We start from the raw sequence: 18,990 nt of genomic DNA on the forward strand, positions 1-18,990 counted from the left end.
ATGATGAAGCTTGGCTTGAATCTTTCATTTGCCATCAAGCGCTGGATCGGCGGCGAGAACATGGCCCGGATCATCAGCGAAGAGCTTGGCTACGACAGGGTCCAGTTCACATGGGACCTCGTCGATCCGTCATGGCCCGCCGATACCCGGGACCGTATCGCGGGGGATTACGCCCAAAGCTTCCGCAAGGCCGGGATCGCGATAGAAAGCAGCTTCGGGGGGCTTGCCTCTTACACCTATAACCATTTTCTTGCGCCGACCCGCGATCTGCGCGACCTGGGCAAGCTGCATCTGCGCAACGCGATCGACATGACCGCGGCCATGGAGGTGAAGGCGGCCGGGATGCCGCTGGGATCCTATTCCGCCGCGGACGCCCTTGATCGCCAGAGACGGGAAGAGATCTACCGGGAAGCGCTGGAGGCCATCGTGGAATTGTCGCGTCATGCGAAATCCCGGGGCCTTGAGACATTGCTGATCGAACCGGTGCCGCTTTCGACCGAATTTCCCTCGTCAGCGGAGGACGCCCTGCGGCTGATGCGCGATCTCGACGGCGCGACCGATATTCCCGTCCGGCTGCTGGTCGATTGGGGGCATGCGATGTTCCCGGCGCTGTTCGGCGATGATGCGAATATGGATCACTGGCAGAAAACCTGCGGCGAGTTCATCCATTCCTATCATATCCAGCAAACCGACGGTCTGCTTGACCGGCACTGGAATTTCACGCGCAAGGGTATCGTTACCCCGGAATTGCTGGCAGAGTTCTGGAACCGGCACGGGTTGACCGATCAGACCTATTTCCTTGAGATCATCTATCCGTTCGAACAACCGGACGACGAGGTGCTTTCGGATATGAAAAATGCGACAAGACTGCTGCGCGCCGTGCAGTGAGGGGTAAAGGTGCACAAGACGAAAAAGCTGATAAACGCGCCCGAGGATGTCATTTCCGAGATGGTCGCAGGCATGCTGGCGGTGCATTCCGATATCCTGATGCCCGCCGGGCAGACGGGCAGGGTGCTGGTCGCCCGCCACGGGGCAAGGCCGAACAAGGTGGGGATCGTGATCGGCGGCGGCTCGGGGCACGAGCCCGCCTTTGCGGGCTATGTCGGGCAGGGGCTGGCCGATGCGGCGGCGCTGGGCAATGTTTTCGCCTCGCCCCCGCCCGAGCCGATTCTCGAGGCGACCCGCGCGGCGGATAACGGCGCGGGCATCCTGTATCTCTATGGCAATTATGCCGGCGATGTCATGAATTTCGACATGGCCGCCGAGCTGGCGCGGGCCGAGGGGATCGAGATCCGTTCCGTTCCGGTCGCCGACGATGTCGCCTCGGCTCCGGCGGAACGCGCGAATGAGCGACGCGGCATCGCAGGGGATTTCTTCGTGTTCAAGGCCGCCGGAGCCGCCGCCGATCTGGGATATGATCTTGACGGTGTCGAGCGGGTGGCCCGAAAGGCGAATGAATATGTCTCGACGATGGGGGTGGCGCTCAGCTCCTGTTCGATTCCGCAGACGCTGAGGCCGAATTTCGAACTTGGGCATGACGAGATGGAGATCGGCCTGGGGGTCCATGGCGAACCGGGTATCCGCCGCGGCAAGGTCGAGAGTGCGGACAGGATCACCGATGTCCTGATGGAACATATCCTTGGTGATCTGAAATTGCCCGAAGGCCAGCAGGTCGCGGTTCTGGTCAATGGCCTTGGCTCTACCTCGCCGATGGAACTGTATATCGTTTTTCGCCGGGTGAAAGAGATTCTGGACCGGCGCGGGATCGGCATCTGCCGGTCATTCGTGGGCGAATATGTGACCTCGATGGAGATGGCGGGGGCCTCGGTCACGGTGTTCCGCCTGGATGACGAATTGCGGACCCTGCTGGATCATCCCTGCAACGGCTTTGCCCTGCGGGTTAAGGAAACCTCCGCCGATCCGGGCGCGACACGGCGGTTGCCGGACAGCGTGGCCGCCGCGTCTGCCGAACCCGTGGCGGATGACGCAGGAATTCGCCGCCGCGATCTGGGCGGCCCGGTCTCCGCAAGCCGGTTTCGCGGCATGATCCGCGTGGTGGCTGACAGGATCGACCTCAATGCCGACTGGCTGTCCGAGCTGGACGGGGTTATCGGCGACGGCGATCACGGGGTTACAATGCAATATGGCTGGGCGGCGGTGCGCCATATGCTGGACGAGACGCCGGACGACATGCCGGTCGACGCGACCAGCCGGTTGATCGCCAAGACCTTCCTGGACGCGGTCGGCGCCTCTTCCGGTCCGCTTTATGCGACCGCCTTTACCCGCGCGGCCGAGGCTGTCTCGGGTCAGGATAATCTTGATGCGAAGGCCATGCTGGCCTTTTTCGAGGCCGCCGCCGAGGGTATCCGCGCCCGCGGGAAGACCGAGGCCGGCGACAAGACGATGATCGACGCATGGCTTCCCGCGATCGGGAACGCCCGTGCCGCGGTGCAGGAAGGGAAGGATGTCGGGAATTGCCTTGCCGCCGCCGCGGCAGGCGCCGAGCAGGGCATGAAAGCGACCGCGAATATGGAGGCGCGGCGCGGCCGGTCCAGCAAGCTTGGGAAAAGGTCGCTTGGCCATATCGACCCCGGCGCGGCATCGAGCTTCATCGTATTCGACGGTCTCTATCGCGGTTTCGTTCAGGGGGGTGGCAATGAAGGATAAGGCTTTGCGGGCCATCGCCGAGCTGGGCGCGGTCTCCGAGGCGTTCGACTATGCGCAGATCGATGCGGCGGTGAAGGCCATCATGGACAGCAACAGGATCGCGCTTTACGGCGTGGGACGCGAGGGATTGCAGATCAGGGGGCTGGCGATGCGCCTGTTCCATCTTGGCTGCAACGCCTCGGTGGTTGGCGATATGACCACGCCGGCATTGTCGCAGGGCGATCTTCTTGTCGTATCCGCCGGTCCCGGCCATTTCTCGACCGTCGAGGCCCTGATGCGTACTGCCGCGGCGGCGGGCGCAAGGACGCTTTGCGTGACCGCCAGCCCGGAAGCCTCATTGCCGCGTCTTGCCGATATCCGGTTCTGCATCCCTGCCCAGACCATGGCCGACGATCAGGGAGACACGGTTTCGGTGCTGCCCATGGGCTCGCTTTACGAAGGCGCGCAATATGTCCTGTTCGAAATTCTGATTCTGGCCTTGCGGGATGCAATGGGTTTGACCACAGAGGATATGAGGAAGAACCATACCAATCTGGAATAGCACGCGTGAGCGAAAGCCATAATCAGTCACAGGATTACAGCAGGGCCAAGATCGCCTGGCTGTATTTCAACGGCGGGATGACCCAGCAGCAGATCGCCAATCATCTGGGCATCACCCGGCTGCGGGTCAATCAGGTCATCGGGCAGGTGCGGGATGACGGGCTGGTCTCGGTGCGGCTGAACATCCCGCTGGCGGATTGCGTGGAACTGGCCGAAAAGCTGCGGCGGAAATTCGAACTGGCGGATGCCATGGTCGTCTATTCGACGCCGGATTACGTCAGCAATCAGCGGGTGATCGGCGAGGCGGCGGCCTCGATGCTGGCCTCAAACCTGCGCGGGCACGAGGGGGTCGGCATCGGCTGGGGCCGGACGCTGAGTTTCGCCGTGCGCAATCTGCCGAATATCCGGCATGACTGCAAATGGGTCGCCGGGCTGATGGGGGCGGTGACGAGAGGCTCGGGCACCAATACGATCGAGGTTTCGACGGCGCTTGCGAATTCGCTGAATGTCGAGTGTCATTATATTACCGCGCCGATCTATTGTCCGACATTCGACAGCCGGGAACTGATCCTGAGCCATCCCGAAATCACCAAGGTCATGCAAAAGGCCGAGCGTGCCAGCGCCGCTTTGGTCGCCTGCGGGGATCTGTCGCATCATTCGCCCGTATCCGGGCTGGACATGGTGGCCGAGCACCTGACGGAACTCAGCGATTTGCGGGCCGTGGGAGAGATCCTGGGCTGTTTTCTGGATGCCGAGGGCAATGTGGTCGATCATCCGATCAATCGCTCGATCCTTGCGCTGCCGGTGGACAGGCTGAGGGACAAGAAAGTCACGATCCTCGCCTCGGGCGGGCGCAACAAGCTGCCGATCATAAGGTCGGTACTCCTGGGCGGCTATGTCAACCGGCTGGTCACGGACGAGGTCGTCGCGCGGGCCCTGCTATACGAAAGCTGAGCCGGGTCGCCCTTGTCGCGGTGGTTGTCGCGGGGCAATGATTTCTCTGGTCACCATGCTATCCGTAGGCTACAGGTCTTTTCATGACCGAGACCCTGCCTGCCTGTCCCGAATGCACTTCGAGCTTCACCTATCAGGTCGATGCGCTTCTGCTTTGCCCGGAATGCGGCCATGAATGGTCACCCGAGGCCGATGACGTTACCGGCGAGATACGTGACAATGTGGGGAATATCCTTGCCGATGGCGACACGATCACCGTGATCAAGGATCTGAAGGTCAAGGGATCGTCGCAGGTCGTGAAGGTCGGGACCAAGATTCGCGGTATCAGATTGGTTGATGGCGATCACGATATAGATTGCAAGATTCCGGGCATCGGGAAGATGGGCCTCAAATCGCAATTCGTGAAGAAGGTGACCGACTGAAGCGTTTCGGGCGGGGCCTCGGCACCGGCGGATCTTCAATGGTTTCCAGTGCAGGAGGCTGGCGATTTCTTATCGCCCCGCGCAATCAGTTTTTCCGGACCGAGCGAATGAAGCGATAGATGGCATAGATCGCCGAGACGACATAGAGAAAGCCGCCGATGAACATGATGCCGATAACGCCGGCGAAAAGATCGCGGTCGAGCTCATAGGTATCCGGTTTCAATGTTGCCGAGTAAAGAAAGATCGCGATCAGGTGGCCGATGGCGTAACCCGCCAGACCGCAGACCGGAACAAGCACGGTCAAGGCAAGGACGAGAAGCGCGACTTTCTTCACCATCACGGGTATCCTCAGAAGATTGTCAGGTGATCGACCGAGAACCTGTCGGAATCAGCCTCGCATCTGTGCCAGTCCTTCTCGGCATTGGCTTCATGGGTCAGGCCATAGCACCAGCCCCGTTCGTTCAACGCCAGCCCGTAGATGGTCATTGCCTTGCAGGCGACTGCGACCTGAACGTCGCGGCTTGGATTCCGCAGGCAGATGTCTCCGGCCTCGTCATACAGCGCCCTGAGCTGTTCGTCGCTTTCGCCCGCTCCGTCGAAAAGTTTCTCCTCGGCAAGAACCGGTGAGCAAATGCCGAGCGCGGCGATGATCGTCAGGGAAACAACTGTGGTCCGACGCATGAGAGTCTCCGATTATCTGGTAAGGTCGCGGGAAACATCGGGTTCATATCGGGTCCGAATGTAACATAATCCTGTCATGACGCCACCGCAGCGGCCTTTCCGGCGCCGGATCAGAGATAGCGGCCCGCGCGTTGCAGCACCTCGATCTCGTAGCCGTCGGGATCGGCGATGAAGAAGAAACGCGCGATCACCTTGCCCGCAGGGGCGAAATCCACGAGCTTGCGCGGGTGATGGCCCAAAGCGGTAAGACGGGCATGTTCGGCATCGACATCTTCGACCGATACGGCCAGATGGCCATAGCCATTCCCCAGCTCATAGGGGGTTTCCCGATCCTTGTTGACGGTCAGTTCGAGTTCAAAGCTGCTTTCGGCATTGGACAGATAAATCAGGCTGAATGTCTCGAAATCGAAACGCTGGGCGATTTCCAGCCCGAATGCGTCCTTGTAGAAGGCAAGCGAACGCGCCTCGTCCATAACGCGGATCATCGAATGAATCATTTTGGCCATCTGCGGCTCCTGTCCTGATTGCTGCGCCATGAGCGGAAATTTTTGCCACGATATCAGGATTTGGGCGCAGAGGAAGGCACAGCGCCGGGCAAAGCCCGGGTCAATCTTGCGGGTGCGGGGCAGGAACTCACCACATAAGGGCGAAACAGATTTTACAATTTCCGGCTTTCGATCCGTGGCGTTTCAGGCGATGGTGCGCCCGTGCAAAGACAGGATCGCCATCATGCAACTTGCTATCGTCCCGGTCATCTTCGTCATTCTTGCAGGGGCCGCCATTTCTTTTCAGGCCCCGCTGAATGCGGCGCTAAGCCGCGCGGTACACAGCCCGCTTGCAGCGGCGGCGATTTCCTTTGGCGTGGGTTTCGTCCTGCTGACTTTCATGGCGCTTGTGGTTGGCGAAGGACGGGGCTTCATTGCCGCCACGCGACAGGATTGGCGTCTGTGGCTGGGCGGGTTTCTGGGCGCGTTTTACGTCTGGACGATTGTCTGGACGCTGCCCCGCATGGGGGTGCTGACCGCCATTTGCGCGCTGGCACTGGGCCAGATGGTCGCGGCGATTCTGCTTGATCGGGCAGGGGCATTCGGCATGCCGGTTCGCGATATCTCGTTGCCACGCATCCTGGCTGCGATCATGGTGGGAAGCGGAATCGTTTTGTCCCGGTTCTGATTAACGCGTATCGGGTCTGACATGAACCAGACAATCCTTGCAGGCTACCAAAGCCGCGTAGTGTCCGGCCGCGGATGGGCGCAAATCGATTTGTAGGCCACACTTTATCCCGCAACTCCGCACGAAGCTGAACCCGCAGGATAACGGCACCAAAGCGCCCGTCCGGGGGGCGGCGGCGGCCGGACGCTGCGCGGCCCTTGATTCCGCGTGGGGGCATAGCCGGGCTATCGGTGGTTCAGTCAAATCCGAAACGCGTTAGTCACCGTTCCCTTATTCCGCGACCGGCGCCCAAAGCGATCGTGCTTCGGGCGCCATTCCTGACAGAACCCTGTCGAAATCGATCATCCTGACTTCCCGGCGCACGCCCCAGACAAGATCGTCCAGAATGCCCTCTGGCGCGAAATTGTGATCTTGCCTGAGTCTGCGGATCTCTGTTTCCAGTTCCGGGCGGGAGATCCAGGGTTTCAGCGGTGCAGAGATATCCCAGCGCCAGGTCAGGATCGCCCGCATGACCGCCGGCAATTCATCGCCGAATGCCAGAACCTGAGGGGCCGGAACCCGGCTGCGGAAGGCCCGGAACAGACCGTCGAGCGACGTATAGATCACATTGTCGCTTTCGATCAGCGTCCGGTCGCGCATCGATGCAAGGAACCGGCGCCATTCGTCGGTTGCGTGCCGATAGGTGAAGGGCATGGGCATCGCCGACCTCTTCGGATTGTTTCAGCCAAAGAGTTTCTTGAGGCCCGGAAGCGGCAAGTCAATGGGTAGGACGGCGGTCCGGGATGTTCGGCGATGCATTGCCCTTGCGTAAACCGGGTCCTTCACTTCGCCCGATGCGGCATCGTCATGCCATGTGCGCCCGGAATGCGTTCGGCCAGCCATGCCAGTGCCGCCTTCAGACTTGCGGAGCGTTCGCGATTTGCCTTGCGGGCAAGGCTCTGCAAGTCGGGTCTGGAAAGGGAATTGATCGTATAATGCGACATCCGAGCCTCCATCTGGTCTCATGTTCAGGAAATAGGGACATCGGCCCGCAGCGTTCGGTCAATCGTTTCCGGCGGGATGGCAATGCCGCTTCGGAATGATTTTCCGACGTTAACGTCCGAGTCCCTGATGATATAGTTTCAGATGTCAGATCACTCAATGGAAGTTATTTGCCATATTGCGTGAAATTAATTAACGTTACGTCATGTCCCGCCAGTTACCCAATCTGAACGCCGTCCGCGCATTCGATGCCGCCGCCCGTCATCAAAGCTTTTCGCGGGCAGCGGACGAGCTTGGCGTCACGCATGGTTCCGTCAGCCGCTATATCAAGAACCTGGAAGCGGAACTTGGGATCCAGCTTTTCGAACGTCGCCACCGGCAGGTGGCATTGACCCCGGCGGGATCGCGTTATGCGACAATCGTTGCCGAGGCGCTTGTGCTGATCTCACTGGAAACGGGCACGCGGGTGGCCGGTGACGCCAGAGGAAAAGTGGTGCTGGAAATCGATTCCGATCTGGCGATCCTGTGGTTGATTCCGCGCCTGAACGGCGAGACGCTTGATCAGCTTGGCATCGATCTTGAGATGCGGTCCTATGCCGAGCCGCCCCGGACGATTGCGCCGGGCACGGATCTTGCCATCACATGGGGCGCGATCGATGCGCCCGGATATTCGCGCGAGCTGTTTCTGAGCTTCACGACCTTTCCCGTATGCGCTCCCGACCTTGCTTCGGAATTGCGGCGTAACGGATTGGCCGGGCAGCGCCTGATCCATGATCGCAGCATGGGCAGTTGGGACGAAATATTCCGGCGCAACGGGCTGATGCTGTCCTCGGCTGCCGGTCATCTGACTTTTCACCGTACCTATCTTTGCCTCGATGCGGCGGCGCGCGGGCTGGGAGTTGCCATCGGCGATGATGTGACCGCTGCCGAACTGCTTGGACAGGGACGGCTGGTCCGGCCGTTCGGACCGGATATCCCGGGGCGGAAATCCTTCGGGATCTCGACCAGCAACCGGACACCGATCCGCCCGGCGGTGCTGGCGCTGCGCGGCTGGCTGCTGGCGCAGGCCGAGGATCACCGGCAAAGGATAGAAGCATCGGCTTAGGCCGTTCGGACACAAGTCGTCAGCATGTGAGGCGGCCATCCCGTGAACCGTGGCTGAAACTGCCCGGAACAACGCGACCGTCACGGCGGCCAAACGGACCGGCAGGGGCATAATCGGGCCGTCTGCCAGCTATGCATCGGCCCGGATTGCTTGCGAAAGCGGCAAGGATATTGGGATCACGCGTTTTTCCGGTCGCAAGGCGCGGCATTCTTTTGACCGCAAACACGCCCCGCTGTAAGAGAGCGTCAGCGGCGAGACCGCCGGGAGGACAGATTTCTATGCGTATGCGTGACACTTTTATCAAACCGATGCACCGGGAAGGGGTCCGGTTCGTGGCGATTTTTGCCGTTGTGACGATCGGCTTGTTCCTTGTCTCGGAACTGCTTGGCTGGATCGGCGTCGGCCTGACGGTCTGGTGCTATTACTTCTTTCGCGATCCGGTCCGCGTGCCCCCTGCGCGCGGCGGTCTGGTTCTGAGCCCGGCCGATGGCATCGTCTCGCTGATCGAGCAGGCGGTGCCGCCGAAGGAACTTGGGATGCCCGAAACACCGCTGACCCGTGTCAGCGTGTTCATGAATGTCTTCAATTGCCATGTGAATCGCAGTCCGGTGGCAGGCGAGGTGGTGTCCATCGCCTATCGTCCGGGGAAATTCTTCAATGCCTCGCTGGACAAGGCTAGCGCCGATAACGAGCGAAACAGCCTGCGCATCCGCATGGAGGATGGGCGCGAACTGGCGGTTGTGCAGATCGCGGGGCTGGTTGCCCGGCGTATCGTCTGCTTCGTGAAGCTGCAGGAGCGGTTGCAGGCCGGGGACCGGTTCGGGCTGATCCGGTTCGGATCACGGCTGGATGTCTATCTTCCCGAAGGCGTGACGCCGCTGGTCAGCATTGGGCAGACGATGGTTGCGGGTGAGACGGTCATCGCGGATTTGATTTCAACCGATCATATCAGGTAAAAGGGTCCATGGCAGATCCTTTGAATGGCCCGAAGGCCGAGTTTTCCCTGTTACAATTATTGCCGAACATGCTGACGATCGCAGCGATTTGCGCGGGGCTGTCAGCTATCAGATTCGGTGTTCAGGGCAATTATATGCTTGCGGTCCAGCTTATCATCCTTGCCGGTATTCTTGACGGGCTGGATGGGCGCATTGCGCGTTTGCTGGATTGTTGCAGCAGGCTTGGCGCGGAACTCGATTCACTTGCCGATTTCATGAATTTCGGGGCGGCGCCCGCACTCATCCTTTACTTCTGGGCGTTTCAGGATAATCGCGAGGCGGCCTGGATCGCGGTTCTGGTATTCGCGATCTGTTGCGGGATACGGCTGGCGCGGTTCAATGTCGGCAGCAAATCCGACAGCGACAATCATGATAACGCTTATTTTGAAGGTATACCGTCTCCGGCGGGGGCGATGCTTGTCATGATGCCGATGTATCTGTCATTCGCATTCTCGGATTTTCCCCGATTGCCGGATGTGATTATCTGCATCTACATGATCATGATCGGCCTTCTTCTGGTCAGCCGGATCCCGACATGGTCATTCAAGACCACCCGGATCCCGCGCGAGAAGGTCAAGTTCTTCCTGATCGGAGTGGCGGCGATGGGCACCGCTTTGGTGACCTTTCCCTGGGCGATGCTGATCGTGCTTTGCGTCGGGTATGTCGGGATGGTCATCTGGGCATGTATCGACAGGAAACGTCCTGCGGGCTGACAAGGAACGGACATGGATATCGACGCGGTTCAAACTTCCTATTCCCGGTGGGCCCCGGTCTATGACAGGACCTTCGGAGCGGTTACCAATGTCGGCAGGCGCCGGACGGTCGAATATATCAACACCCGCCCGGGCAGCGTTCTTGAGGTCGGCGTGGGCACCGGCCTTGCCCTGCCGTTTTACAACGCGGAAATGGACGTGACAGGGATCGATTTCAGCGAAGAGATGCTGAAGAAGGCGATCGCCAAGGTGCAGCAGCTTGATCTGGGCCATGTCAGGGAATTGCGGCAGATGGATGCGCGGTCGCTTGACTTCCCGGATAATCATTTCGACACCGTCGCGGCGATGCATGTCCTGTCGGTCGTGCCTGAGCCCGAGCAAGTGATGTCCGAGATTGCGCGGGTATGCAAACCCGGCGGCAGGGTGGTGATCACCAATCACTTCGCGCGGACCACGGGCGTTCTGGCGGCGCTGGAGAAGGTTTTTGCGCCGCTTTCGAATGCCATCGGCTGGCATTCCGATTTCAGGATAGAGACTGTCCTGCAAGAGCGGGAGCTGGTGGTCGAGGAACGAAAGCCGATGCCGCCTCTTGGGATGATGACATTCCTCATGCTGCGAAAAACAGCGAGCTAGAACCTGTCACGCCGCATCGGAAACGCAGATTGCTTGCGTCCCGCGATGGCCGGGGGCGCTGCCCCGTCGCCGGCAGGTCTCTCGAACCAGTGGCGCACCTGCCGGCGACCCCCGAGGTATTTGGACAAAGAAGAAGAGGGGGGAAAGCGATCCGGGCGGGCGCGATATGCTTTGGATCTCTTATCTGCCCGGCATGTATCCGGTCCGGATCGTTTTCAGTCTGGCCTCTTTCTTTCGCGGCAAGCGATTTGCGTCTCTGTTCCAGCTGCGGTTGCCGGGCGATTATGCCTGCGGAAATTCAGTGCCACGCTGCACAGGATGATTGTGGCGCCAAGAAGCGACGGCAGCGACGGGATGACACCCCAGAGGATCCAGGTCACCGACAGTGACCAGACCAGTCCTGAATACCCGAAGGCAGCCAGAAACGAGGCGGGAGCCATGCGATAGGCGATAGCCGCCATGCCAATCCCAAGGCTGGAAAACGTCGCCGCGCCCCCGAACAGCAACAGGTCGGACAGGTGGATTCCGCTCCAATGCCGAAGGGCGGTCGGGGCGATGAACAGCGCCGAGAACAGCGCTCCGAAAAAGGCGATGGTCCACAGGTTGTCATTCGGCGGAATCCAGCGCGCATTGATCGCGTTCAGCGCATACATCAGGCTTGAGACGACCACCAGCAGAGCCGACAGCTTGAAGGTCGCACCACCGGGATTGATCGCAATGACGACCCCCAGGAAACACAGGCTGACCGACAGCCACGAAGTCAGGCTGACCGGCTCTTTCAGCACGATGCCGGATATGGCGGTGATGAGGACGGGGGACAGAAACAGGATGACGGTGGCCTCGGCAACCGTAAGCTGTTCTAGCGAGGCGATGTACAGATAGGCGGCCGTCAGCCCGATCGCGCCCCGGATCGCATGAAGGGGAAGATTAGGGGATCCGATGGCCAGGCGTCCGGCGGTGCGGGCATGCAGCAGATACAGGGCCGGAAGCGCCACGAGGCTGCGGATCAGAATGATGCAGGAGACATCATAGCGGTCGATCAGAAGCTTGGTGACACTGTCATTAAGCACATAGCAAAGACCGCTGAAACAGACCAGAATCGCCGCCAGCATCCGCGACGGAGTCATTGCCGGTCACCGGAATGAAGGGCGGAAAGCCGGATCATATCGGGAATCGCGAAGATGATCCGAAAGCTTGTGCTGCCGGTATGGATTCGGCGCAATGTTTCACCGGGAAATGTAATTTTTGCATGATATTCGACCCGTCTTCCGTGTTTGGCACGAAAACAACCCTAAATATCCGTAACTTATAATTTAGTTGTACGTCCAGCAAAAAAATTATTTGACCAACGTCCAACATCACTCAATACTGCCGTCAACAAACCAGAATCGACAAGGGGGACGGTTTGAGGACTCGCGTGACAGATCTTCTGGGCATCAGCTATCCGATCATTCAGGGCGGGATGCAGTGGGTCGGCCGTGCCGAACTGGCCTCGGCGGTGTCGAATGCCGGCGGGCTGGGAATCCTGACGGCGCTGACGCAGCCGGACCCGGATGCGCTACGGGCCGAGATCGCGCGTTGCCGCGCCATGACCGATAAGCCCTTTGGCGTGAATCTGACCATTCTGCCCACGACCTCGCCTCCGCCCTACGAAGACTATCTGGAGGCGGCGCTGGATTCAGGGATCAGGGTGATCGAGACGGCCGGACGCAGTCCAAGGGAGTTCATCACCCGGATCAAGGATGCAGGCGGGGTGATCGTTCACAAATGCACCGCCGTCCGTCATGCAGTATCGGCCGAGCGCGCCGGGGTCGACGCGATTTCCATCGACGGTTTCGAGGCTGCCGGGCATCCGGGCGAAGACGGTATCGGCGGGTTGATCCTGTTCGCGGCGGCGGCGGGTCAGGTCAGGATTCCGCTGATCGCCTCGGGTGGGATCGGGACCGGGCAGGGGATGGCGGCGGCGCTGATGCTGGGGGCCGAGGGGATCAATATGGGCACCCGGTTCTGCGCCACGCAGGAGGCGCCGATCCATGACAATATCAAACAGGCCATGGTCGATGCCAGCGAACGCGACACCAATCTGATTTTCCGCCCGTTCCGCAATACCGGCCGGGTGCTGAAAAACGGGGTTTCGGATGAGGTCATCCGGATCGAGCGCCGTCCCGGGGGCGCAGAGTTCGAGGATGTGCGGTCTCTGGTTTCGGGCGCGCGAGGAAAGGCGGCTTTGACCAGTGGCAAGATTGATGACGGCCTTGTCTGGGCCAGTCAGGTAATGGGGCTGATCGAGGATATCCCCAGTTGCCGGGAACTGATCGACCGGATCGTCAGAGATTGCCGAAAGGCGATCGATCGCGGTCAGGCGGCCTTTTCGGGCTGATCACCGGATGCCGGGAACGGCATCGCGCAGGAGGGTGAATTTCCGGCGGTAAAAGACGCGCCTACCAATCACCAGCACGGCACGGGGAGAGGTGCCGAAAAAAGGGAGGAACTCATGAACAGGAAATATATTCTTGCCGCGCCGGTTATACTTGCCGCCGGCATGGCGGCAGCCGAGGAAACGGTCAGCTATGCGTCCTATGGCGGCGCCTATCAGGAGGGGGTTCGCAAGGCCATCCTGGACCATTTGCCCGAAGATCATGGCATGACCGTTGTCGATTACGTGCTGGCGGGCGGCATTCGCGATATCCGCAGCAAGGTCCGCGCCAATGCCGTCGATATCGATGTGGCCGAGCTTTATGGCGGGCTTTGCGATCTGGCGGCGAAAGAGGGGCTGATCGAGGAGCTCGATTACTCCCAGATCCCGAATGCCAGCGGCATCCCCGAGCATTTGCGGAATACGCATTGGGTCGGGTTCACCGCCTATAGCACGGTTCTGGCGTATAATACCGATGTTTACGGAGATAATCCGCCAAAGAACTGGGCCGATTTCTTCGATACCGAGAATTTCCCCGGGCTTCGCGCCATTTCGGCCCAGTCACCGGCCACCAATATGGAAATCGCGTTGATGGCGGATGGGGTGGATAAAGCCGATGTCTATCCTGTCGATATGGATCGTGCGATGGCGAAATGGCAGGAATTGCTGCCGGATATCGCGGTCATGTGGTCGTCGGGCGCGCAAGCCACGCAGCTTGCGACATCGGAAGAGGTCGACATGATCGCAATCTGGGCCGCGCGGATTGATGCCGCCATCGATGAGGGCGCGCCCTATGCCTATACGCTTCAGGATGGGGTCATGGATGTCGAATGTCTGGTGGTGCCCAAGAATTCGCCCAATCCCGAAGGTGCGATGAAGCTGATCAATCATTTGCTTGATCCGGAATATCAGGCGCGTTTGCCGGAATTCATCCCCTACGGCCCGATGAATCAGGATGCTTTCGAACAGGGACTGGTCTCGCCCGAGGACGCCGCGAATATCGTGACCAGCAGCGAAAATCTGGAAAAACAGCTGATCACCGATATGCCGTGGTGGGCCGATCATCAGACGGAAGCTCAGACCAAATGGGATTCCATAATGCTGCAATGACGTCCTGACCGGATGGCGCAGGATTGCTGCGGCATCCGAGGGACCCTCGTGCGAAATCCAGTGCCGGGCTGACATGGCCGGGCGATCTGATTGCTGAAAGATGGGGCAAGGATGACGAATTCTTCGACAACGGCATTGCCGGTATCGATCCAGTCATTGTCAAAACATTACGGCGCGGTCCGTGCCGTTGACTCGGTGTCTTTCGATATCGATGCGGGTGAATTCCTGACGCTGCTTGGGCCTTCGGGCTCGGGGAAGACCACGCTGCTGATGATGATCGCCGGTTTTACCCGCCCGAATGCGGGCTCGATCCGTATCGACGGGCAGGAGATCGTTCACCTGCCGCCGCATAAGCGCAATATCGGAATGGTTTTTCAGAATTACGCGCTGTTCCCGCATATGACGGTGGGTGAAAATGTGGCCTATCCGCTGCGTCTGCGTAAAATCCCCCGTGCCGAGATCGAGGACCGGGTGAACAGGGTTCTGGATCTGGTGCGGCTTGCCGGATATGGCGCGCGCCGGATCACCGAACTGTCGGGCGGGCAAAGACAGCGTATCGCCCTTGCCCGCGCCATCGTGTTCGAACCGCGTATCCTGCTGATGGATGAACCGCTTTCGGCGTTGGACAAGCAGTTGCGCGACACCATGCAGATCGAGATCCGCAAGCTGCATGATCGTCTGCGAATGACCACGATTTCGGTGACGCATGATCAACGCGAGGCCCTGACCATGTCGGACCGGATCGCGGTGTTCTCGAAAGGCCGGCTTGAGCAGGTGGCGAGTCCGGTCGAGCTGTATGAACGCCCGGAAAGCCGGTTTATCGCCGGGTTCATCGGTGAATCCAGCTTCCTGCCGCTGCATCGCGACGCGCGGGGCATATGTTTCGGCGATCAGCAGATCAATCTGGCGCAGGATGCCGATGGCGTCGATGGCGACAGCTTGCTGATGCTGCGGCCCGAGCGTCTGCGGATCGTGTCGCCGGGCGATGTGACCAATATGGATGACAACCTGTTCGACGGTCAGGTGGTCACGGCCGCATTTCAGGGGGAATCCCTGCTTTACGAGGTGATGCTGAGTGGCGGGCAGAAAGTGTTTGTCCGCGCCGCCAACCGGTCGGAAAACCTGCGTGCCATGCCGCAGGCGGGTGAAAAGGTGACGCTGCGGCTTGGCCGGGCGGATACCAGAATTGTCCGGGCGGGAGGCTGACGATGGAACCTGCCGCTCTGGCCGAAACCGCAATCCCGCAGGCGCAGCTGGACAGGAACCGCCATACGCTGAACCGTGAACGGCGGCACGAGAACTGGTCCATGCTTCGCCTGACCATCCCCGCGCTGCTGATCGTGGGCGTGCTGATGGTCGCCCCGCTGCTATGGCTGCTGTCGATGTCCTTCGTCGATATCGAGGGGAATTACGGTCTGGGAAATTACCGGCTGTTCTTTTCCGAGCCGGTCTATGTCGAGATATTCCTGAACACTTTCAAGATCGCGCTGATGGTGACCGTGATCAGCGTGCTGATGGGCTATCCGGTGGCCTATCTGATGTCGATCCTGCCGCCGAAATGGGCGGGTCCGATGATGCTGGCGGTGCTGGTGCCGTTCTGGACCTCGGGACTGGTCCGCACCTTTTCATGGCTGATCATTCTGCAAAGAAAGGGCCTGATCAACGAGACGCTGTCATGGCTGAACCTGATCGAGCGGCCGTTGACGCTGGTGCATAACATGACCGGCACGGTGATCGGCATGGTGCATATCATGATCCCGTTCCTGATCCTGCCGCTTTACGCCTCGATGAAGGCGATAGACGGAAATCTGATGCGTGCCGCCGCGAATGTCGGGTCATCGCCGACCCATGCGTTCTTCCGCATCTTCCTGCCGCTGTCGATGCCGGGACTGATTGCCGGAACGATCATGATCTTCGTGATGAGCCTTGGCTTCTACATCACGCCCGCATTGCTGGGAGGCGGCAGGGTCAAGATGATCGCCCAGCGCATCGAGGAATCGCTTGCGCTTTATCCAACCTGGGGTCCGGCGGCGGCGCTTGCCGTTCTTCTTCTGCTCATGACGGCGCTGTGCCTGTGGATCAGCCTGATCCTCGTGCGCAGACTGTCTCCGGAACGGGTGAGGTAAACGATGGAATCTCATGTTTCTCACCGGGAGCGTCTGTGGCTTTACATCCTCGTCGGTCTGGTCCTGTTCTTTCTGGTCGCGCCTGCGATCATCGTCATTCCGGTATCCTTCAGCTCGACCATGGCGATGTCGTTCCCGCCTTCGGGCTGGTCGCTGCGCTGGTATGAATCCTTCTTTCAGCAAGAGAAATGGATCGGGGCCCTGTGGGTATCGCTGCGGGTCGCCTTCGGGACGATGATTCTGACGACGATCGTCGGTGTCGCGGCCTCTTACGCATTGAATCAGGGCCGCTTCGGCTTAAGGAACCTGATCCGCACCACGCTTGTCGCTCCCCTTGCGGTGCCGGCCATTCTGATCGCGGTGGGGGTGTTCTTCATCTACGCGGCGCTCGGGAGCATGCTGAACACGATCTGGGGCCTGATCCTGGGCCATTCCGTGGTGGCGATGCCTTTCGTCATCCTGACCATGACCGCCGGGTTCAACAGCTATGACGCCAGTCAGGAGATGGTCGCCCGCAGTCTGGGCGCAAACCGGCTGAAGGCCTTTCTGACGGTGACGTTGCCGCAACTGAAATTCTCGGTCGCGACCTCGATGTTGCTGTCCTTCCTCATTTCGTTCGACGAGCTGATCATCTCGCTGATGGTGTCGTCGGGGCCGATGTCCACCTTGCCGCGTGTGACCTTTGCGACGTTGCGGGACGATGTCGATCCGACATTGGCGGCAGCGTCATCGCTGATGCTGATCGTGACATCCCTGCCGCCGCTGATCCTGCATCTGCTGAGCATGCGTGCCGCCCGGAAGGAGGGCCGCGATGCTGGATGACCTGAACCGCGAGCTGGCGGGTTATGTCCTGCTGATCCGCAAGGGCGTGGTGCTGGAGATCCGCATGGTCAAGCCTCCCGTCAATGCGATCTGCCGCCGGCTTGGCCGCGCTCTGGAACGGGCGGCTTTGTATCTTCAGGCGGATCCCGAATTGCGGGTCGGTATCCTGTCCAGCGGTTCGGACCGGGCATTCTCGGCGGGCATGGATTTCAACGAGGGAACCGATCCTGCCGGAGCCGAGGCAAAGCAGGGCGCGGTCGAAGGCGGATTTGGCGGTATCACGACCCTGTGGTCTTTGAAGAAACCGCTGATTGCCGCGATCAACGGCCCTGCGGTGGGGGGCGGTCTGGAACTCGCATTGGCCTGCGATCTGCTGGTGATGGCCAATGAGGCGTTCCTGCAATTGCCCGAACTCGAACGCGGATTGCTGCCCGATGGCGGCGGGCTTCAGCGGCTGCCCCGGCGTATCCCCTATCATGTCGCCACCGCGATGATCTGGACCGGCGAACCGATGAGCGCATCCGACGCGCATCGCTGGGGGCTGGTCTGGCGTGTGAGTGATCGGGCGGGCCTGATGCCGCTTGCCTGGGAACTCGCCGAAAGGATCGGGCGCTCTGCCCCGCTGGCGCAGCAGGCCCTGAAGGAAACGCTGCGCGCCGTCGATGCCCTGCCGGATCGCGAGGCGATGGCCCTGCGTGCCGATGGCCGCGACGAGTTGGCGAATTACGCCGCCATGCTGCGGTCCGGGGACATGATCGAGGGCCAGCGCGCCTTTCTGGAAAAACGCATGCCGCGATGGCGCGGCTGCTGACAAAGAAACGCCAACCAAAGCCAGCCCGATCTGCGGGAAGAGCGGAAATGAGGGGAAAATGTATAAATTTCTTGAAATTGAACGGCATGATGCCGTTGGGGTGATCGCACTGAACCGTCCGCAGGCCCGCAATGCGCTGGGAATGGGGATCACGATCGAATTGCGTCGTGCCCTGCGCGAGGCAGCGGCTGACACGACCATGCGGGCACTGATCCTGACCGGGCGCGGCGGTGCCTTTTCGGCGGGCGCGGATGTCAAGGAATGGGCTTCGGACGAAAATCCCTGGCCTGATATGAACTGGGTCGAGGAATCGCTGCGTCTGGTTCAGCAGGTGCATGATATGCCCAAACCGGTGATCGCGATGATCGATGGCGCGGCGGTCGGGGCCGGGCTGGACATGGCTTTGGCCTGCGACTTCCGCTATGCCTCGGCCGGGGCCAAATTCATCTGTTCCTATACCAATGTCGGCTTCAATCCCGATTGCGGCGGAACCTGGCTGATGCCGCGGATCATCGGGTTAGAGGCCGCCAGGCGCTTTGCCTATACCGGTGAATTATGGACGGCAGAGGTCGCTTTGCAGAACCGACTTGTCAGCCATGTCAGCGATCCGGATGCGCTGTGGGACGACACGCTGGCTTTTGCGCAACTGCTTGCCTCCGGACCGACCGTAGCGATTGCCCAGACCAAGAAACTGATGAACACCGCGCATCTTCGCAGCCTTTCGGATCAGCAATTGGAAGAGGCGGCGGCAGGCAAGATCTGCGGACAGACACAGGATCACAAGGAAGGCTTGGCGGCCGCCAATGAGCGCCGCGCCCCGCGCTTTACCGGCGCGTAAGGA

General features: G+C 60.3%; 23 protein-coding genes. 17 read left to right on the forward strand and 6 right to left on the reverse strand.

Annotated features, from left to right (window positions below; translation table 11 throughout):
- From D3P04_RS01390 to D3P04_RS01410, 5 genes are all read left to right on the forward strand, one after another.
- On the forward strand, positions 1-888 hold the full coding sequence (locus D3P04_RS01390; RefSeq protein ID WP_220475234.1) for a TIM barrel protein: 888 nt from the start codon (positions 1-3) through the stop codon (positions 886-888).
- A gap of 9 nt (positions 889-897) precedes the next feature.
- The gene (dhaL, locus tag D3P04_RS01395) at positions 898-2,667 is read left to right on the forward strand and encodes a dihydroxyacetone kinase subunit DhaL (protein ID WP_182912698.1); all 1,770 of its coding nucleotides are present in this window, start codon (positions 898-900) and stop codon (positions 2,665-2,667) included.
- A complete protein-coding gene (locus D3P04_RS01400; protein WP_119745154.1) occupies positions 2,657-3,208 on the forward strand; it encodes an SIS domain-containing protein in 552 nt (183 codons plus the stop codon). Before dhaL ends, D3P04_RS01400 begins: the two co-directional genes overlap by 11 nt.
- 5 nt (positions 3,209-3,213) lie before the next feature.
- Entirely contained in the window at positions 3,214-4,161 is a 948-nt protein-coding gene (locus tag D3P04_RS01405) for a sugar-binding transcriptional regulator (RefSeq protein ID WP_220475235.1), read from the forward strand.
- 83 nt (positions 4,162-4,244) lie between these two features.
- Positions 4,245-4,583 carry a zinc ribbon domain-containing protein YjdM gene (locus tag D3P04_RS01410; RefSeq protein ID WP_119745156.1) on the forward strand — a complete coding sequence of 113 codons (339 nt, stop codon included), beginning with the start codon at positions 4,245-4,247 and terminating at the stop codon, positions 4,581-4,583.
- Positions 4,584-4,668: 85 nt separating this feature from the next.
- On the opposite strand, the gene D3P04_RS01415 is transcribed toward D3P04_RS01410, so the two are convergent.
- From D3P04_RS01415 to D3P04_RS01425, 3 genes are all read right to left on the reverse strand, one after another.
- A complete protein-coding gene (locus tag D3P04_RS01415; RefSeq protein WP_119745158.1) occupies positions 4,669-4,920 on the reverse strand; it encodes a hypothetical protein in 252 nt (83 codons plus the stop codon).
- An 11-nt stretch (positions 4,921-4,931) separates the two neighbouring features.
- Positions 4,932-5,264, reverse strand: coding sequence for a hypothetical protein (locus D3P04_RS01420; RefSeq protein WP_119745160.1), 333 nt, complete (start codon positions 5,262-5,264; stop codon positions 4,932-4,934).
- A 110-nt stretch (positions 5,265-5,374) separates the two neighbouring features.
- Positions 5,375-5,770, reverse strand: coding sequence for a VOC family protein (locus D3P04_RS01425; protein ID WP_119745162.1), 396 nt, complete (start codon positions 5,768-5,770; stop codon positions 5,375-5,377).
- 223 nt (positions 5,771-5,993) lie between these two features.
- Between D3P04_RS01425 and D3P04_RS01430 the strand changes: the two genes are divergently transcribed.
- Positions 5,994-6,437, forward strand: a complete 444-nt coding sequence (locus D3P04_RS01430) for a DMT family transporter (RefSeq protein WP_119745163.1) — start codon at positions 5,994-5,996, stop codon at positions 6,435-6,437.
- A gap of 270 nt (positions 6,438-6,707) precedes the next feature.
- On the opposite strand, the gene D3P04_RS01435 is transcribed toward D3P04_RS01430, so the two are convergent.
- Positions 6,708-7,136 carry a DUF2267 domain-containing protein gene (locus tag D3P04_RS01435; protein ID WP_119745165.1) on the reverse strand — a complete coding sequence of 143 codons (429 nt, stop codon included), beginning with the start codon at positions 7,134-7,136 and terminating at the stop codon, positions 6,708-6,710.
- A gap of 122 nt (positions 7,137-7,258) precedes the next feature.
- A complete protein-coding gene (locus D3P04_RS23215; RefSeq protein WP_182912699.1) occupies positions 7,259-7,420 on the reverse strand; it encodes a hypothetical protein in 162 nt (53 codons plus the stop codon).
- 203 nt (positions 7,421-7,623) lie between these two features.
- Between D3P04_RS23215 and D3P04_RS01440 the strand changes: the two genes are divergently transcribed.
- The 4 genes from D3P04_RS01440 to D3P04_RS01460 all read left to right on the forward strand — a co-directional run bounded on the left by D3P04_RS01440 (position 7,624) and on the right by D3P04_RS01460 (position 10,864).
- Positions 7,624-8,523: a LysR family transcriptional regulator gene (locus D3P04_RS01440; RefSeq protein WP_119745167.1), complete on the forward strand. Its 900-nt coding sequence runs from the start codon at positions 7,624-7,626 to the stop codon at positions 8,521-8,523.
- 278 nt (positions 8,524-8,801) lie between these two features.
- Entirely contained in the window at positions 8,802-9,479 is a 678-nt protein-coding gene (locus tag D3P04_RS01450) for a phosphatidylserine decarboxylase (RefSeq protein WP_119745171.1), read from the forward strand.
- 8 nt (positions 9,480-9,487) lie between these two features.
- A complete protein-coding gene (pssA, locus tag D3P04_RS01455) occupies positions 9,488-10,231 on the forward strand; it encodes a CDP-diacylglycerol--serine O-phosphatidyltransferase (protein ID WP_119745174.1) in 744 nt (247 codons plus the stop codon).
- 12 nt (positions 10,232-10,243) lie between these two features.
- Positions 10,244-10,864 carry a class I SAM-dependent methyltransferase gene (locus tag D3P04_RS01460; RefSeq protein ID WP_119745176.1) on the forward strand — a complete coding sequence of 207 codons (621 nt, stop codon included), beginning with the start codon at positions 10,244-10,246 and terminating at the stop codon, positions 10,862-10,864.
- Between the two features lie 215 nt (positions 10,865-11,079).
- On the opposite strand, the gene D3P04_RS01465 is transcribed toward D3P04_RS01460, so the two are convergent.
- Positions 11,080-11,991, reverse strand: coding sequence for a DMT family transporter (locus D3P04_RS01465; protein WP_119745178.1), 912 nt, complete (start codon positions 11,989-11,991; stop codon positions 11,080-11,082).
- Positions 11,992-12,281: 290 nt separating this feature from the next.
- On the opposite strand from D3P04_RS01465, the gene D3P04_RS01470 reads away from it, so the two are divergent.
- The 7 genes from D3P04_RS01470 (at position 12,282) to D3P04_RS01500 (ending at position 18,987) form a co-directional block, all read left to right on the forward strand.
- Positions 12,282-13,244 carry an NAD(P)H-dependent flavin oxidoreductase gene (locus tag D3P04_RS01470; protein ID WP_269902612.1) on the forward strand — a complete coding sequence of 321 codons (963 nt, stop codon included), beginning with the start codon at positions 12,282-12,284 and terminating at the stop codon, positions 13,242-13,244.
- Positions 13,245-13,358: 114 nt separating this feature from the next.
- The gene (locus D3P04_RS01475) at positions 13,359-14,390 is read left to right on the forward strand and encodes an ABC transporter substrate-binding protein (RefSeq protein ID WP_119745182.1); all 1,032 of its coding nucleotides are present in this window, start codon (positions 13,359-13,361) and stop codon (positions 14,388-14,390) included.
- 111 nt (positions 14,391-14,501) lie between these two features.
- A complete protein-coding gene (locus tag D3P04_RS01480; RefSeq protein ID WP_119745184.1) occupies positions 14,502-15,596 on the forward strand; it encodes an ABC transporter ATP-binding protein in 1,095 nt (364 codons plus the stop codon).
- A 2-nt stretch (positions 15,597-15,598) separates the two neighbouring features.
- Positions 15,599-16,516, forward strand: coding sequence for an ABC transporter permease (locus tag D3P04_RS01485; protein WP_119745186.1), 918 nt, complete (start codon positions 15,599-15,601; stop codon positions 16,514-16,516).
- 3 nt (positions 16,517-16,519) lie between these two features.
- Complete coding sequence (locus D3P04_RS01490; RefSeq protein WP_119745188.1) at positions 16,520-17,338, forward strand: ABC transporter permease; 819 nt, start codon at positions 16,520-16,522, stop codon at positions 17,336-17,338.
- Positions 17,328-18,149 (forward strand): enoyl-CoA hydratase-related protein, encoded by an 822-nt coding sequence (locus D3P04_RS01495; protein WP_119745190.1) that lies wholly within the window; start codon positions 17,328-17,330, stop codon positions 18,147-18,149. The genes D3P04_RS01490 and D3P04_RS01495 overlap by 11 nt, the downstream gene beginning before the upstream one ends.
- A gap of 58 nt (positions 18,150-18,207) precedes the next feature.
- Positions 18,208-18,987 (forward strand): enoyl-CoA hydratase/isomerase family protein, encoded by a 780-nt coding sequence (locus tag D3P04_RS01500; RefSeq protein WP_119745192.1) that lies wholly within the window; start codon positions 18,208-18,210, stop codon positions 18,985-18,987.
- Positions 18,988-18,990: the final 3 nt, after the last annotated feature.

Source organism: Paracoccus onubensis (genome assembly GCF_003591515.1).
Taxonomy (GTDB): Bacteria; Pseudomonadota; Alphaproteobacteria; order Rhodobacterales; family Rhodobacteraceae; genus Paracoccus; species Paracoccus onubensis.